This is a genomic window from Flammeovirgaceae bacterium (assembly GCA_015180985.1).
Classification (GTDB): domain Bacteria; phylum Bacteroidota; class Bacteroidia; order Cytophagales; family Cyclobacteriaceae; genus UBA2336.
Genome location: CP054185.1, coordinates 1,558,318 through 1,574,893 on the forward strand (window position 1 = coordinate 1,558,318; position 16,576 = coordinate 1,574,893).

At 46.4% G+C, this 16,576-nt stretch carries 16 protein-coding genes; 3 read left to right on the forward strand and 13 right to left on the reverse strand.

Translation table 11 applies throughout. The annotated features are described in order from the left end of the window. Positions 1-45 precede the first annotated feature (45 nt). From HRU69_07410 to HRU69_07435, 6 genes are all read right to left on the reverse strand, one after another. Positions 46-3,399: a PAS domain S-box protein gene (locus tag HRU69_07410; GenBank protein ID QOI97326.1), complete on the reverse strand. Its 3,354-nt coding sequence runs from the start codon at positions 3,397-3,399 to the stop codon at positions 46-48. Between the two features lie 25 nt (positions 3,400-3,424). Beyond that, complete coding sequence (locus tag HRU69_07415; GenBank protein QOI97327.1) at positions 3,425-4,150, reverse strand: GAF domain-containing protein; 726 nt, start codon at positions 4,148-4,150, stop codon at positions 3,425-3,427. Beyond that, positions 4,150-4,743, reverse strand: coding sequence for a chemotaxis protein CheB (locus HRU69_07420; GenBank protein QOI97328.1), 594 nt, complete (start codon positions 4,741-4,743; stop codon positions 4,150-4,152). Before HRU69_07420 ends, HRU69_07415 begins: the two co-directional genes overlap by 1 nt. A gap of 20 nt (positions 4,744-4,763) precedes the next feature. Next, on the reverse strand, positions 4,764-5,585 hold the full coding sequence (locus tag HRU69_07425; protein ID QOI97329.1) for a protein-glutamate O-methyltransferase CheR: 822 nt from the start codon (positions 5,583-5,585) through the stop codon (positions 4,764-4,766). 221 nt (positions 5,586-5,806) lie between these two features. Then, positions 5,807-7,771 carry a GAF domain-containing protein gene (locus tag HRU69_07430; protein QOI97330.1) on the reverse strand — a complete coding sequence of 655 codons (1,965 nt, stop codon included), beginning with the start codon at positions 7,769-7,771 and terminating at the stop codon, positions 5,807-5,809. A gap of 46 nt (positions 7,772-7,817) precedes the next feature. Next, on the reverse strand, positions 7,818-8,300 hold the full coding sequence (locus HRU69_07435) for a cytidine deaminase (protein ID QOI97331.1): 483 nt from the start codon (positions 8,298-8,300) through the stop codon (positions 7,818-7,820). A gap of 81 nt (positions 8,301-8,381) precedes the next feature. Here HRU69_07435 and HRU69_07440 point away from each other — a divergent pair, with 81 nt between their 5' ends. Further along, the gene (locus tag HRU69_07440) at positions 8,382-9,716 is read left to right on the forward strand and encodes a saccharopine dehydrogenase NADP-binding domain-containing protein (protein ID QOI97332.1); all 1,335 of its coding nucleotides are present in this window, start codon (positions 8,382-8,384) and stop codon (positions 9,714-9,716) included. Here the strand turns inward: HRU69_07440 and rnhA are convergent. The 7 genes from rnhA to HRU69_07475 all read right to left on the reverse strand — a co-directional run bounded on the left by rnhA (position 9,711) and on the right by HRU69_07475 (position 14,898). Beyond that, positions 9,711-10,169, reverse strand: coding sequence for a ribonuclease HI (gene rnhA, locus HRU69_07445; protein ID QOI97333.1), 459 nt, complete (start codon positions 10,167-10,169; stop codon positions 9,711-9,713). The genes HRU69_07440 and rnhA overlap by 6 nt on opposite strands. Then, a complete protein-coding gene (locus tag HRU69_07450; GenBank protein ID QOI97334.1) occupies positions 10,166-10,741 on the reverse strand; it encodes a MarC family protein in 576 nt (191 codons plus the stop codon). Before HRU69_07450 ends, rnhA begins: the two co-directional genes overlap by 4 nt. 90 nt (positions 10,742-10,831) lie before the next feature. After that, complete coding sequence (locus HRU69_07455) at positions 10,832-11,503, reverse strand: PorT family protein (GenBank protein ID QOI97335.1); 672 nt, start codon at positions 11,501-11,503, stop codon at positions 10,832-10,834. A 45-nt stretch (positions 11,504-11,548) separates the two neighbouring features. Next, positions 11,549-12,295, reverse strand: a complete 747-nt coding sequence (locus HRU69_07460) for a DUF2490 domain-containing protein (GenBank protein ID QOI97336.1) — start codon at positions 12,293-12,295, stop codon at positions 11,549-11,551. A gap of 12 nt (positions 12,296-12,307) precedes the next feature. Further along, positions 12,308-13,360: an alanine--glyoxylate aminotransferase family protein gene (locus tag HRU69_07465; protein ID QOI97337.1), complete on the reverse strand. Its 1,053-nt coding sequence runs from the start codon at positions 13,358-13,360 to the stop codon at positions 12,308-12,310. Positions 13,361-13,388: 28 nt separating this feature from the next. Beyond that, positions 13,389-13,820 carry a type II 3-dehydroquinate dehydratase gene (aroQ, locus tag HRU69_07470; protein QOI97338.1) on the reverse strand — a complete coding sequence of 144 codons (432 nt, stop codon included), beginning with the start codon at positions 13,818-13,820 and terminating at the stop codon, positions 13,389-13,391. A gap of 1 nt (position 13,821) precedes the next feature. Next, positions 13,822-14,898, reverse strand: coding sequence for a GAF domain-containing protein (locus tag HRU69_07475; GenBank protein ID QOI97339.1), 1,077 nt, complete (start codon positions 14,896-14,898; stop codon positions 13,822-13,824). A 70-nt stretch (positions 14,899-14,968) separates the two neighbouring features. On the opposite strand from HRU69_07475, the gene xerD reads away from it, so the two are divergent. Then, positions 14,969-15,877, forward strand: a complete 909-nt coding sequence (xerD, locus tag HRU69_07480; GenBank protein ID QOI97340.1) for a site-specific tyrosine recombinase XerD — start codon at positions 14,969-14,971, stop codon at positions 15,875-15,877. Between the two features lie 87 nt (positions 15,878-15,964). Beyond that, positions 15,965-16,465, forward strand: a complete 501-nt coding sequence (locus tag HRU69_07485; GenBank protein QOI97341.1) for a hypothetical protein — start codon at positions 15,965-15,967, stop codon at positions 16,463-16,465. The last annotated feature ends 111 nt before the right edge of the window (positions 16,466-16,576 follow it).

Here is a 16,576-nt window from a genome sequence, read left to right on the forward strand (position 1 = left end):
AATATCGGCTATGCTATTTCTTCAAAATGAGGAATTTTCATACATCTAAAATTTTATTCCAATCAACAGTACGTCATCAGTTTGCCGGGTATCGCCCCGCCAGGCTTCCCATTCGGTTTCGAAAATCACGGAGGCTTCGCGCATGGGCAGGGTGTGTACCCGCTCGATGATTTCGCGGGTTTTTTTAGGCCCAAACTTGCGGCCCTCCGGCCCGCCAAACTGGTCGGGAAAGCCATCGGAACTGAAATAAATGGAGTCGCCTTTATCCAGTTTGATTTTGGTGTTGGTGAAGTTGGTTTGGTTTTTAAAAATGCCGCCACCTATCGGGAATTTATTGCCCTTAACCTCGTCCATAACACCACCCTTCATAATGTACAACGGGCGGTGTGCTCCGGCATACTCCACTTCGCGGGTGTTCATGTTTATTTTACACAGGGCGATGTCCATGCCGTCTTTTGTGGAAGCGTCCTCATCCTGTCTTAGCGTTTTTGTAACACCTTCATCCAGTAAATCGAGAATAACACCCGGATCAGTTACTTTTCGGCTGCGCACAATATCGTTCAGCAGAAAGTACCCAATCAGTGAAAGTAATGCACCCGGTACTCCGTGGCCGGTGCAATCCACAGCAGCAATGTAAATATCATCTTTAACCTGCATGTACCAGGGGAAGTCACCGCTTACCACATCGCGCGGTTTATATAGTATAAAGGAGTCTGGCAGTGATCGGTTAATAACCCGGTTGTTTGGAAGGATTGCGGTTTGTATGCGCTTGGCGTAATTAATGCTCTCGGTGATCTTTTTGTTTTTAGCCTGGATTTCAAGTTCAATCATTTTCCGTTCGGTGATATCGTGCGACACGACCAGCACGGACTCTACTTTATTCGTTTCGTCAAACTCCGGAATGGCGTTTACCTGCATTACGCGTTTGCCCATCTCCGAAGGGAAATCCATTTCGGTGGCTACGGTGTTTTCGGTTGAATTAACCTGTTCAACAATCCGGAGCCAGGTTTCAAGTACCGATTTGTCAAGTTCAACGTCCTGCACTTTCCTGTTCAGGAATAAGCTGGGGCTCTTGCCCGTGTACGATTCGATAACCGGGTTAATATACGAGATGGCCTCTTGTTCAAGGCGTGTGATGAGGTCGGGCGAGTTTTCCGAAAGCGCCTGCATCTTGCTTCGCATGCGCTGTTCCTGTTCGGCTCTTCTGCGTTCGGTAATGTCGCGCGAGTTGAGGATGAACCCGTGTATGGCCGGGTTCGACATGCAGTTGGTTCCGGTGGCTTCAATCCAGATGTAGTTGCCGTCTTTGGTTTTGTACTCAAACTGTGCGGTAACTTTTTCATCCGGATTTTCTTTCATTTTCCGGAACAGCCCATCAAAGATTTCGCGGTGGTCGGCATGTACGTTGTTCATGTCGCTGCGGCCGATCAATTCTTTCTGACCATAACCGAGAATGGTTTCTACGGAAGGAGAGATATACCGGATGGTTTCGTCTTCTTCGTAAATGGTGATGACTTCCGAAGCATTTTCGAGCAGCAACTGCATGCGCTTTTGCGTGCGGTTAACTTCCTCAACCTGGTTCTCCAGTTCGCGGTTGGTGCGTTCCAGTTCCTCCTGCGTGGCCTGCATCTCTTCGGCATTTTGCCTGAGTACTTCCTGCTTTTCTTTCAGTTCGTTACTCATGGCCTGCGATTCTTCGAGCAGCCTGCGGGTGCGTTCGTTAACCTTAATGTTGAAGATGGTGCGTGCCAGGATTAAGCTGAGCTCCTCCACAAATTTTACCTGCGAGGGATTGAAGCGCTTCAGCCCGGCAAATTCCAGCACGCCATACACTTCTTCGTTGGTGATAAGCGGCACAATCAATATACAGGTCGGTCGTTGTTCGCCCAGCAGGCCCGAAGTAATGGTTACATAATCATTGGGTATCTCGGTGCGCAAAACTGTATCTTTTTCGATGGCAGCCTGCCCTACCAATCCCTCGGCAAAACGAAAACTTTTTTGCAGGTATTTTTTTCGCCCGTAGGCATAGCTGGCGCGCATTTCGATAAGCCGTTCGCTGCCTTCGTCATTTACCGCATAGAATGCGCCCTGAATAGCGCCAATTTTTTCAAGAATAAACCGGATGACGTCATCACCCAGTGTATCGAGTGAATCGTGCAGGCGGAGAATTTCACTGATTTCGGCAACGCCCCGCACAATCCAGTTGCGCTCGTTATCGCGTTTCTCATTTTCGATAAGGTTGTTGCGCATGGTAATGAGTGACAGCCCAAGCAGGTCGTTTTCGCCTTCGGCCTCAAACCGGGTATCGAATTTCCCTTCGCCAATACGCTGGGTGAACTCTGCTTTTTGTTTGAGCGATTCTACCAGGTGATTGACCTTTTCGGTTATTTGACCGAATTCATCACGGCTGGTTACTTCAATGTTTTCTGGCAGCACCCCTTCAGCAACCATGCCCAGCAGGGTGCGAGTGGTGGTAAGCGGGCGCGTTAGCGAACGGGCAAACAGCATGGTAAGCAGGGTAGTAAGCAATACGATGCAGATGCCTGCATACAGATAAATCCGGAATAAGCCGGCCGTATTGCCATCGGCTTCGGCTATATCCATTTTGCCGATGAGGCCCCAACCGGGCAGGGCCAGTGTTTTACCCGTATAGTAAACGGACGCACCCCGATAATCTTTTCCGGATATGGTAGTGGCATTTGCACTGCCCGACAGGATACGATTAATGCCATGTATAAAGGGGTCATCGGGATTGTAGATTTTAATGGCAGCGTTGGGTTCGAAGCGCAGCGGACTGACCAGCAGGATTTTTTTATTGCTGATATCCTGTTTTACCAGCAGGATTTCGCCTGTGTTGCCCATACCTTTGGTTCCGGCCAGTGTTTTGTAAAGTGGGTTCAGGCTGATACGGGCAACCATAAAATGTTCGCCACCGGCTGTGGTTACAGGCGCAAAGCCAAACAGGTAGTAACCATTTTTGTCTTTGAATACCGAGGAGAAATGGATGCCTTTCTGGGCGCTTGAAAAACTTGATCCATCCGGATCGGTGAATAATTTACCCGGCTCATAGTTTCCGTCTGTTGAATAGATAACAGTGCCGGCCGGAGATATGATGTAAAACTGTTCAAACCCAAAGCGGCTACCTTCTTCCAGCGAGTCGAATGCATTCAACAGGGGTGACTGCTGCAGGTTTTTTAATTCACTTTCCTGCCTTGTAAAAAAGGCAGCTACATATTCGGCCCGCGTGTCGGTTATGGCGGCCAGGCTGTACATAAACTTATCGCGGCTGGCTTTCTGGTTGTATTCAAAAGTGAAAAAGCCTATGGTGCCCACTGCAACGATGGCAATAAGCATAACCAACAGGGTAATTTTTGTGCTAACCTTAATTCCTTTCAGCATAGTTGTTCTTCTTCACTGTTATTCGTTAACTGCTTAATTTTTCTGCTATCTGGGCGGCAGCCTCTTCAACAAATTTTCGTTGTTCGGCTGTAACCGGGGTAAACGAGGCTATTTCAACAATCCCGGTAATAGTGTCATTTTTTTTGGCTGCAACTATCAAAACATACCGGGGTGATGAACTGCCCAATCCGGAAATAATTTTTACATATCCTTCAGGTATTTCGTCCAGGTATACGGTTTGGCCGGTTACGGCCGCCTGCCCGATTAAACCTTCGCCTGCTTCGTATTCCACCGAGTTTGCTTCTGTTAAGGTAAGGGCGTAACCGGCTTTCAATAGAGCTATTTTCTTATCGTTACGGGCCTCAACACGGTAAAAAGCACCCTGGCCGGCTTCCAATTGTTTGCAGATAGCTGATAACCCGCTTTGCATACTATCTTCGGGATTGCGGGCTGATTTGATGGCCGCCCGTACCGCTTCAACGGCATTGGATTTTTTGGTTGATTCTTTGCTCTCCTGATTTTTCTGATTTTCAGTAATTTTCTTTTCGCGGTACACCACCATGGCTTCGGTGTTGGTTAAAGCCACAATCATTGCGGCAGTGCCCAAAATTATGCTGATGCCCAGCAACAGATAAAACCGGTTTGGTATGCCTTGCGCTTCCGATTGAAATAGTGTAAAAAATGAGTACACAATTCCTGCCATAAAAAGGATTACCAATGTGATGCTGATATGTCGTGCTTTAATTTTCATTACCGGTATTGCTTATCAAGTTCTTTAAAGAAATCAACAATCTGATCGACCTTTAAAACCTGGTCGATTTGTGTGAGTGCCATGGCTGATTTAGGCATGGTGTCTATCATGCATTCGGAGGGTTCCTGTACGATGGTAAGCCCGCCCCTGTCTTTAATATACTTCATCCCCAGGGCGCCATCTTTGTTCGCGCCTGAGAGCAGGATGCCGATGAGTTTGTCTTTGAAAACATAGGCGCAGGTTCCCAGGGTGATATCAATGGCCGGCCGTGAGTTGTTGATCATTTCCTCGGTTGAGAGTGCGAAGTAATGGCCCAACTCAACCGAAAGGTGATAGTTTGCCGGAGCCAGGTAAACACCGCCTCGTTTTATAGTTTCTTTATCGTATGGTTCTGTTACCTGCACAACACTTTTTAAGGATAACGCTTCAACGAAACCGTGCCGCACATGCTTAAGCCGGTGCAGGCACATGATGATAGGCAATGGAAACCCTTTTGGCAACTGTGAGAGGATTTTAACCACGCCCTGAAAGCTGCCTGCCGACCCACCGATAACAACGGCCTTGTAGCTGTTATTTAGGTTGTACTTGTTCATGAGCCGCGAGCACCTTCGTGTTAGTCTTTTATTTTCTTATATATTTTTTCTTCATTATTTACCACAATAAAGCGGTTGGCATAATCGCACCAGATGAGTGATTCTTTCGACCCGATGGCGAGGTAGCCGTATTTAAATAAGCTTTCATGAAATTTTTTAAGTACTTCATTCTGCAAAGCCTGGTTAAAATAGATCATCACATTCCTGCACAGAATCAAATCGAACTTGTTAAAAACTTCGCCCAATACCAGGTCGTGCTTGCGAAAGGTTACGTTGCTCATCAGGTCTTTATTAAAAACGGCCTGTCCGTTTTCTTCGCGGTAATAATCTTTTAGTGAACCTGCTCCCTGAAAGCGGATGTAATTTTTCTCATTTAACTCCATGTTCTTTATGGAGCAGGTGCCGGATTTTGCCCGTTCAAGAATGTTGGTGTCCAGGTCGGTAGCGTATAGCTGCACATCCTGGTGGATACCCATTTCCTTGAGGAGGATGGCCATTGAAAGGACTTCCTCGCCAGAGGAACAGCCCGCATGCCATATTTTAAATTGCTTGTGGTTGAGCAGGATGGCCGGTATAATTTCTTCGCGCATAATCCGCCAGAAGCTCGGATCGCGAAACATTTCGGTTACGTTAACAGTGAGTTCATCCAAAAACTCGTGAATGAATTCGGGGGAGTCGGTGAGTTTGCGGATAAGGGCCTCAACGGAAAGGCGTTTTAATTCCATTATCCGCAGCACCCTGCGTTTAAAGGACGACATGGCATAATTGCGGAAATCGTAGCTGTATTTCTGGTATATCAGCTCCGAAATCCGTTTCAAATCGGCTATGTCAATGTCCTGCATGGAGAGGTTCTTTGGTTATGTTACAGGGCCTCAAAAATAGCTGACCCGTTAGTGCCGGCCTTCCCGTTTCCCTGTAAAATCTTACATGTGTTTAAAGCACGGGATCAAACGTTTCAATAAAGCCACCTCAATCCTTCGGAAAGTTTTGAGGGCTTGAAATTTAGCGATTTAAGTGGGATTTTGATGAAAAACCTGATTTTCAATAGGCAGGCAGGGTCTGTTCAGGAATGTTTATTCCTAACGGTTTCCCGGGTAATTGCCAGGGCTTCGAGGTTAACCCGGAACAGTTGTTCCAGCTCGGTTAATGATTCATCGCTTGTTTTGGCCGAGGCAGCTGCCAGTTGCTGTTCAAGGGTTTTAACCCGGTTTTCCATCTCCTGCTGTTCGCTCAAATCGTGGGCGTAAATGGCTGCCCCGATAATTTCACCGGTGGATGACAGCAAGGGCTTGTAATTAACCGAGTAAGGTTTTCCAAAGTACTCTTTTTCCACACTCAGGGTTTGTCCGCTGAATACCTTATCGTATATCGCTTTGTGGTACTCAAACTCCTCTTCTTTAAAGAGGCTTAACACATAGTACCCTTTTTCATAAGGAATGCCCGAACGGATAAACTGATTAAACAACGGAGCATTATTGCGAAGCACTACCCGGTAATCCAGGCCAATGGCTACAAAGGCATCGGTCGTGGCGTTCATCAGGTTGCTCAGGTAGGTTTCTTTTTGCTGAGCTTCTTTCATTACCCGCTGCATTTCTTCCTGGGTGGCGGTAAGTTCTTCCATGTTTTGGCGCATTTCCTCCTCTTGTGCACGCATGGCTTCGGTGGTCATGCGGCTCTCCTCCAGCAACCTGCGGTTGTTTTGTGCGGCTTTCACGGAAGCCAGCGTGCTGGCAATGGTTTCGCCCAGTTTTTCTACAAACGAAATTTCATGAGGGTGATACTCCCTGAATGACGCGAGTTCAACCATGCCGTAAACAGTATCATCAACTTTTAAAGGAACAATGAGTAATGTTTTTGGGTTGGCATCGCCCAGACCGGAGGTGATGCGCACATAATCTTCTGGCAGTTCTTTCAGATAAACGGTTTCTTTTTCAAGATAGGTCTGCCCCAATAATCCTTCGCCCGGCTTTACTTTTTGTTGCTGGTGCTTTTTAATGTTAAAGGCAAACAGTGAGATTAACTCCAGGTGGTGGTGTTGGGGGTCGTCCTCATTTAATACGTAAAGTCCGCCCTGGTTGGAACCGGTGTAGTGCACCAATGCCGAGATGATTCTATCGCCAAGTTGGTGGAGGTTGCTGGCCGATGAGCGCAGGATATCAACAAATCGTGCAAGGCCTTCGTTTGCCCACTTGCGTTTTTGTTCCTCATCGTTCATGGCCAGCAGTTTTTGTTGCATGGCAATAAGCGAATCGGCCAGGTTGTTTTTGCCCGGTTGATATTCGGGTTCCAGTTCCCGGTAATCTTTCGTTAGGTTTCCCTGGCCAATTTCCTTTACAAAATCCGAGGCATCGCGCAGGTTTTCAACCACTTCGTTAATTTGGCGCGCTACCGCACCAATTTCATTGTGGCGAATTCCGTTGGTGTGTTCGTGTCTGGCCGTATTGGTTGCCAGTAACCGCAGGGGTTTAACGATTCTTTTTCGTATAAGGATTATGAGCCAGCCAATAAGTAAGGCATCGGTTATCAATGTCAGACTCACAGTCCACGCAGCCGTATTTTTCAGCTTGCTCTCTTCGTAACTAAAGTCGGCAATTAGTTTATCAAACCACTCGAGCAACAGGGTAGTATGGGCTTCCAGCCGGCTGGTGTCGGGCGATGCGGTAATAAGCGATTGAAAGATGGTCCAATCAGTCAGCAGCCGTTCAAGCGTAATGGCGGGCAGGCGCTGAATGGGTGGCAACATTGTTTGAGTCCCGGAAATGCGGCCGCCTTGTTTTAAAAACTCAAATGCTTTATCCGTTTTAGCCAGTTGTGTAAGAAGGGCTTTCTTATCAACCGTATTCCGATCGAGAAAAATCCGGTGGACCTGCAGTTGTAGGTTGCGCGTGTAGTCAATTTGTTGTTGTACACCGAGGATGTTCGAGAATTTATGCTGAATCCAGAACACCTGTATAACAATAACCGCGAGTAAAACCACACCGGCCAGTAGACTGGCTTGCGCGATAGTGAGGTTTTTAAGGCCCTTCATGGGGGCAAATAAACGAAAATTCATCAGGTGCTGAACTCCTTAAAAATCATTTTTTGCCGTGGCTGTCGAGGTTTTGTTTCGAAAAAGAGTAAGGCAGTAAATCAGCGGCTGAAGAGGCCTTTATCCAGTGGTGGTCTTCATTTTGCATAATGAGCGTAATGGGTTTTTTCTGGTTGGTTTCAAATTCCAGGATAACCTGCCGGCAACCCCCGCATGAGGTAGCCGGTACCAGGTCTTTGCCGCCCTTCTTTTTCGCTACCACGACCAGTTTTACTACACGTTTATCCGGATACTGCGCGGCAGCCGCATACAAGGCAACACGCTCGGCACACATGCTTAGCGGATAGGATGCATTTTCATAATTGGCACCGGTTACCACGGTTCCATCGTCCAGCACCAGGGCAGCGCCAACACAGAATTTGGAGTAACTGGCATGTGCAAACTGGGCGGCATCTTTCGCTTTATGCGCCAGGTATTTCGATTCCTGATCCAGGTCATCAAAATGCTTGAAGACGGTTAATTCATTCATGGGATTTCGGGAAAGGTTAAGAAAGATAAAAATTTTAGCCGGACTCTTCTACCGGGCAGGCAATTGAATTACTTTGCCGATATGAAAACGATTTTGGTTTTGGGTGCCGGCCGCTCGTCATCGGCATTGATTGCCTACCTGCTTGAGTTTGCCCGGAAGAGTAACAACCGTGTTGTTGTGGGTGACCTTTCGTACGAACTGGCATGCGAGAAGGTACGCGATGTTGAAGCAGGCAGGGCCATCGCCTTTAATATTACCGATGACCGGCAAAGTGCCGAAGCCATCCGTACAGCCGATGTGGTTATATCGCTGTTGCCGCCTCAGTTGCATCCAACAGTAGCCCGCCATTGTTTAACCCACGCCAAACATCTGCTTACCGCCAGCTATGTTTCTGAGGAGATGCAAAACCTGCATGATGCAGCCACACAAAAAGGACTTTTATTTTTAAATGAGTGCGGTCTGGATCCGGGCATTGATCACATGAGTGCCATGGAGATTATCCATCGTATTAAACAAACGGGAGGCAAGCTCAAGTCGTTCGAATCGTTTACCGGAGGCCTGGTTGCACCGGATACTGATCCGGAAAATCCCTGGCGCTATAAGTTTACCTGGAACCCCCGTAACGTGGTGATGGCCGGCCAGGGAACAGCAAAGTATTTACACAACGGAATTCATAAGTACATACCATACCATCAGCTATTTAAACGAACCACAGCCATTATGGTGCCTGGGTATGGCCAGTTTGAAGGGTATGCCAACCGGAATTCGTTAACCTATATTAATGCTTATGGATTAGATGAAATAAAAACCATGTTGCGTGGCACGTTGCGCTACAAAGGGTTTTGCAAGGCCTGGGATATACTGGTTCAATTAGGTTGCTGTGATGACACCTACACGATGAAACATGCTGCCGGCATGACGCATGCCGATTTTATTGAAGCATTTCTGGTTGACGGTTCGGGCCCGGTCCAGCAACGGCTGGTGGAACACTTCGGCCTTCATCCGGATGGCGATGAAATAAAACGGTTGTCCTGGTCGGGATTTTTTTCGGACGAAAAGATTGGGTTAACCGAAGGAACACCTGCGCAAATCACCGAGCATATATTGAATAAGAAATGGAAGCTGAATGCAGCTGATAAAGATATGATTGTGATGTGGCACCGCTTTGTTTACGAAACAGGCGGAAAGCAACATGAAATTCAATCCTCGCTGGTCGTTACCGGAGAAGATTCCGTGAACACTGCCATGGCTAAAACCGTAGGGCTTCCGTTGGGCATGGCTGCACGATTGCTGATTGAAGGTAAAATTAAAGCCACGGGTGTTCAACTTCCGATACGGCCGGAGATTTACACGCCTATATTAAAGGAGCTGAAGGAATATGGAATAGGTTTTAAGGAACAGGAGCGCACACTATAGCCCGTTGGTTTTCTCATAGACCTCATCCACCAGCAGGTTAGGGGCATGGGCAGCCTGTACGGCCAGTTCATCGCAGCGTTCATTTTCCGGATGCCCTGCGTGCCCTTTTATCCACACGAATTTAGGTTTAAACGTATGGTAAAGCGGGATGAACCGTTTCCATAAATCGGGGTTGGCCTTGTTTTTAAAGTTTTTTTTCTCCCATGTCCAAAGCCATCCTTGCTTAACTGCCTCAACAACATATTTGGAATCGGAATAAACAGTAACGGGTATGCCTTTTTTGCGGATGGCTTCCAGCCCGGCAATTACAGCCAGTAATTCCATGCGGTTGTTGGTTGTTAGCCGGTAACCCTGGCTTAGTTCCTTAACATGATCATTAAATTTTAGAATCGTGCCATAACCCCCTGGCCCCGGATTGCCCTGTGCTGCGCCATCGGTATAAATGCGGATCATATGCTGAACCCGACATTATCTTTAAAGATCTTTACTGCGATGGCCAGCAGGATAACCCCAAACACCCTGCGCAAAACTGAAAACACCGATTTGCCGAGTTTACGCTCCAGCCACGAAGAGGAGCGAAGCACCAGGTAAACAAAGATGAGGTTGAGTAAAATACCGATGAGGATATTTACTTCCTCATACACGGCCCGCAGCGACAGGATGGTGGTGAGCGTGCCGGCTCCGGCAATTAGCGGAAAGGCCAGCGGAACAATAGATCCGGAGCCTTTGGCCTCCGGATCATCTTTAATCAAGGTGCGGCCCAGGATCATTTCCATCGCTACAATAAAGATGACGATAGAGCCGGCCACGGCAAACGAGGCAACATCCAGACCGAACAGTTTTAGTATTGATTGGCCGAGAAAAAGAAAACCAACCATCAGCACAGCCGAGATGAGGGTGGCCTTTTCGGCATGGATGCGCCCCTCGCGCTGTTTAATGATGATGATAAACGGAATGGAGCCAATGATATCAATTACAGAAAACAGGATAAGGGATACGGAAAAGATTTCCTTGAAATTGGCCATGGGGTACGGTTTATTTGGCAAAACTAAATAACACTGGGGAATGACAAACTTCCGCTTATCAACTATTATTCTAATGTCAAAGCCTGATAATTATCGACCTAGAAAAACTAGTCCAATTTGAAAGCACCGGTTTTTTGGTTCTGAAGGATCATCGGGGGATAATTTTGTAAGGCCTATACCGTAACGGAGATCTAAAATAGTTTTTGGGCGTACAGAATACCCGAGGCCAAACTGCAATCCAAAATCTGCTTTTTTCTTCACGGTATAATCTTCACCTGCATAACCTACTAAATCCGAGTCAAAAGAAAATCCATTATGGCTAATCTGGGTAATTGTTCCTTGATTATTCTCATAGTATGAGTATTCGTATTTACCACCAAGTGCAAAAGCCAGGTAAGGACCTGCAGCTAAGTAAATGCGATTATTCTTTTTGTCAAGATTAAGTTTAGCTAAGATCGGAAATTCAAGGTAGCTAAGCCTTAACCGTAACTTTTCATCGACAGTAAAGCCAAAGCCATTAGGTGTTTCATGAATTTTAAATCCTTTTTGAGTGAAATTCATTTCTGTTAATAACGTAAGCTTTTTGGCCTTGAAAATACCGCCAATCCCAAGGCTTGCTCCCCATAACGATTTAGGGTGAGTTAATTGTGGGCCTGATTCTGCATCAGAAACAGTACTGAGGTTTGCTGTTGTTCTAAAATAGAATTGGCTTATGCTTACTAATGGAATTAAAATAAATAGAGTTAAGACAGGCAGTTTCATAGGTTATGTGCTATACGTACATATAAAAAGATAAATTAGTAAATTTCAATGTGTTAATTTACTACTTTTTCGAAAGTCGGCATTGTAAGTTAAGCTTACCTGCAACGTGTGGTTCCGTTCGGCCTTCAGGCCGTCTGCTTTAACAATAAATTGCTGCATGTACCCCAGTTGCACGTTGCCTTTGGCTGAGAATTGGTATCCAAGCGCTCCGTACAACCGGTTTTGATCAAGATAGTTCCGATCGAAATTAGGACCGAACTGGATAAAGATTTCATCATAAACGCTGGCAAAAAGCGTATTAGCTCCCATTTCTTTTTTGGTAAGTGGGTAATTTATAAGGAACCGGTACCGCATGCGGTTGCGGTATACCCAACCCTCTTCACCAAACACGTTGCCTTCAAGCCACCGTTGTTCTGGGCGAAACCTGTGATTGAAATAGAATCGTCCTTCGCGTTGCGTAAGGATAAAATTCTGCCAGATGCGGTGTTCGGTAAATTTTGCCGGCACGGGCTGTTCGCCATACGGCCAGGTTACAATATGGCCGTAACCCAGTGTAACGAGCACATTGTTTGTGACCCGATAGTCCAGTCCCAGTCGTAACAGCGACTGCTGCCAGGTGGTAATCCAATCGGCCCTGCGCCATTGGTATTCGGTGTGCAGGCTGAATTTCTCCGTCAGCCGGTGGTTGCCAAAGTACATGTACCAGCCGTTGTACTGGTTAACAATTTGTTTCTGGGCAAGATTGATATAGCTAAGGCCCACGCATAAACTAAAGAGCAAAAATTTTTTCATTTAAAGAGAGGATTAAATATGCCCATACAAAAAATCCATCAGCCGGGCAATTTCCTTACGCTGGATGGCCGGGAAGTTGGCAATTCGGAAAGTTGTGTTTTTCCATTCACCATAGCCATTACCCAGCTGGAAGCCGGCATTTGTTGCGGCCGCCTTTACCTGCTGCACTTTAGCGGCCGGAGCCTCAATGGCCAGCACAGTATGCGAACGCACAGTTTTGTTGTGTGCTAAAAAGTTGAGTTGGTCACTTTTCGTATCAAAAAATGCTTCCCACTTTTTATACCGCGATTTTATGGTGCTGCTTACTTTATTAATCGGCCTCACAGATTCCAACACGCGCATCAGCAGGTAAATGCCCAGCACATTAGGCGTGTACGAAGTTTGGTAGTGCTGCATCATTTCGTGCAGGTATAGCAAGCTGTTGTAATGCAGCCGGTTATTCACCTCTTCGGCACGTTCCAGGGCTTTCGGGGAGCATATCATTAAGCCCAGACCGGCCGGCAGACCAAAACATTTTTGCACAGAAGCGAACCAAACATCGGCTGTCTCAATATCCAGTTGGATGCCCGCCATCGAAGAAGTGGCATCAACGGCAAGCAAAGCGTGCGGATTTTTTTTTCTGATTTGACTGATAATTTTACGATTAACCTGGGTTCCATTTGATGTTTCATTTTGGGTTAAACAGATAACATCGGCTTTGTTGTAAACCGAAGGTTTCAGACGGTCCTGGAGATGGAAGGGCCGGGCAATTGCCCCGGGTTTTATACGATTGGTGTACGCGTGCCACTTTTTTCCGAAGGCCCCGTTAAACAAATGGATGCTTTGTTCTTTAATTAATGATTGAGCAATAATCTCCCAACACTCGGTTGCCGATGAAACAAAGTAAATAGTGTAGTCGGCCGGCACAGCCAGTTTTTCGTGAAGCAGCCGGATTGTGCTTTTTGAAATTTCAACAAATTCATCGCTGCGGTGATTAATACTGACAATGTTGTTGCGGTATGCATCCTGCAGGTATCGTTTAACTTTAGGGTAAACCCGCGAAGGCCCGGGGTAAAAGGAGACCATGCCCATTGTAGATTTTAGATTGTAGATTTTAGATTTTGGATTTTCGATTGACCAGGTATCGGATGGCCATCTCATAGCCGGTTAAGCCAAAACCTGAAATCAACCCGATGCATTTGGAGGTAATCAGGTTTTTATGCCTGAACTCTTCGCGCGCGTAAATATTCGAAATGTGCACTTCAACTACCGGTGTTTGTATGGCCGCAATGGCATCGTGAAGGGCTACCGATGTATGTGTGTATGCCCCGGCATTCAGTACAATGCCATCGGCTTTAAAGCCTACCTCGTGCAATTTGTTAATCAGTTCGCCTTCCACGTTCGACTGAAAATATGCAAGGCTGAGTGCGGGGAACTGTTCTTTCAGTTCTTCGAAATAATTCTCAAAATCCCGGCTGCCGTAAATTGCTTCTTCGCGCACTCCCAACAGGTTAAGGTTTGGTCCGTTGATAATGTGGATGTTCATGTTATTCACCTAAGCGGGCTTTATAAGTTTCAATCTGGCGGATGAACTCCTGTTCCTTTCGCTGCATTTCTTCCTGTGTGGCGGCAAGCTCTTCCATGTTTTGCCGCATTTCTTCTTCCTGCGACCGCATCATTTCGGCTTGCTCCTGTGAGGCCTGTAACAGGCGTTTGGTGCGTTCGGCATTTTTTACATTTTTAAATACCGTGGCTGTGCTTTCGCATACTTTTTCAAGAAACTCCAGTTCGTGTGGTTCAAAGCGCCTGAATCCGGCCATTTCAATTACGCCTTCAATGCTGTCTTCTGTTTTTAACGGAAGTAAAATCAGGCAGGTTGGGTTGGCATCGCCAAGGCCGGATGTGATGTGTACATAATCGTCTGGCACTTTATACAGCACTATCTTTTCGCGTTCCAGGTAGCATTGCCCGATTAGTCCCTGGCCGGGGTCGATTCGCTTCTGTAAAAATTTCTTTCGCTGGTAGGCGTAGCAGCCCTTCAGTTCAAGGTATGGAGCATCTTCTCCGCCCACTACAAAAATACCGCCTTGCGTGAGATTACAATACTCAACAAGGTTCTTCACAACGGCATACCCAAGCTCATCCAGGTTTTCGTGTGCCCTTAGTATTTCGCCAAATTTGGCAAGGCCTTCATTTACCCACTGCCGTTTTTCCGATTGCTCTCGATCGGCAAGTAGCTTATCTCTGAAGGTGTGGAGTGCTTCAAGCAGTGGTTTGTTTTCGAAGTGATCCGGAAGGCTGGTGGTAAGGTTGCCGTTGCCAAGTTCAGTAATATAAGAGGAGATCAGTTGCATTTGCTCCTTTTCTTTAGCGGCAATGTTGAGCAGGTAATTTTCGCGGTTGGCAATGCGCTTGGCCAGGTAATAGAATGAGCCTCCTAATACAATTGGTGCTGAAAGAATAATCCAATGAAGCGGGTTTAGTGAATACAGGCTCGCCAGGTTTTTGAGTGAAATGGTGAGGTCCTTTGCCCAAAGATCAATAACCAAAGAGCCCAGCGGAAACACCATACCAAGCCCAATACCGATGCGCGTTAGGTTGTTAATGATGCGGGAGGATTTCACAATTGCTAAAATAGCACGCTATTGACCGATTATCTAAATACCCTTCTATTTTTGTTTGAAAATATTGGAAATGACCTGGGAGAGTTATACTAAGCAGTTTGCACATTACCTGAAGCTGGAGCGCTCGCTTTCCCAAAACTCCATTGAGGCCTACACGCATGATATTGAGTTACTGGCCCGGTTTTTAGAACTAAAAAAGGAAGTAGTCGCTCCGCCTGCGCTTAAAACAAAGCACATTAAAGAATTTTTAAAATATGTAAATGACTTGGGGATGAGTGCCTACAGCCAGGCCCGGATACTTTCAGGAATCAAGGCATTTTATAAATACCTGTTGTTTGAAGAACGGATTACAGCCGATCCCACTGAATTAATTGAAGGTCCAAAAATTGGCCGCAAACTGCCGGACACACTCAGCTATCCTGAAATTGAAAAGTTGGTTGACGCAATAGACCTTTCTAAACCTGAAGGCGGAAGAAACCGGGCTATGCTGGAAGTGCTGTATGGTTCGGGCTTGCGGGTATCTGAACTGGTAAATCTGCAAATGAGCAACCTGTATTTCGATATAGGCTTTCTGCGGGTAATCGGTAAAGGCAATAAAGAGCGACTCGTACCGATGGGCCGTGATGCACAGAAGTATTTGAAAATCTATATAGAAGAAATCAGGGGGAAGTATCCGCACAAAACACCTCAAAAAGGAAGCGAATCGTTTGTTTTTCTGAATCGCCACGGAAAAAAACTAACCCGCGTGATGGTGTTTACCGTTATTAAAAACCTGGCAAGCGCCATTGGCCTGAAAAAAAACATAAGTCCGCATACGTTTCGTCATTCATTTGCCACGCATTTAATTGAAGGCGGTGCCGATCTGCGGGCCGTGCAGGAAATGCTGGGTCACGAATCAATCACTACCACTGAAATCTATACACACTTGGATAGGGATTACCTGCGTCAGGTAATTACGGAATTTCATCCGCGTAAATAACGGCCCGGCAGATATGGTTGCCGGGTTTTATAGTTGTATAATTTTCTGCTTACTTTGACGGCAAATACAATTAACCAATACGTACTTATGAAAAAGTTAATTTTTATTTCACTGGCTATTATGGCTTTTGTCAGTACATCCATTGCGCAGGCCCCACCGGGTAAGGGCGGCAAGCAGTTAAATGCAGGGCTGGGCTTTTCAGACTGGGGGATACCGGTTTATGTGGGTGCCGATTTCGGTGTACACGATGATGTTACTATTGGTCCTAAGGTATCCTACCGCAAGTGGAACTACCGGGCGTTGGGAACAGATTACAGCCAGACATTAATTGTGCTGAGTTTTAACGGGAACTACCACTTTAACAAGCTACTTAACCTGGAGAACAAGTGGAACCTGTATGCCGGTGCAACACTGGGCTATTATATTTGGTCGGATAGTGAGTTTTCAGGTGCTGAGTCTTCCGGCATTGGGTTGGATCTGCAGGTTGGTGGCCGTTACTTCTTCAACGATAAACTGGGTATTAACCTTGAGTTTGGCGGAGGCTCGGGCGTTGGAGCCGGAAGCATAGGCATTACCGTAAAGCTATAATATGCACTAACATTAGTTAACTATTCTCTTAAAGCCACGGATGCGTTCGTGGCTTTTTGTTTTCCTGGCCTCGCTCGAGGCCGTCAACTAAATCACTTACTGCAGGTAATT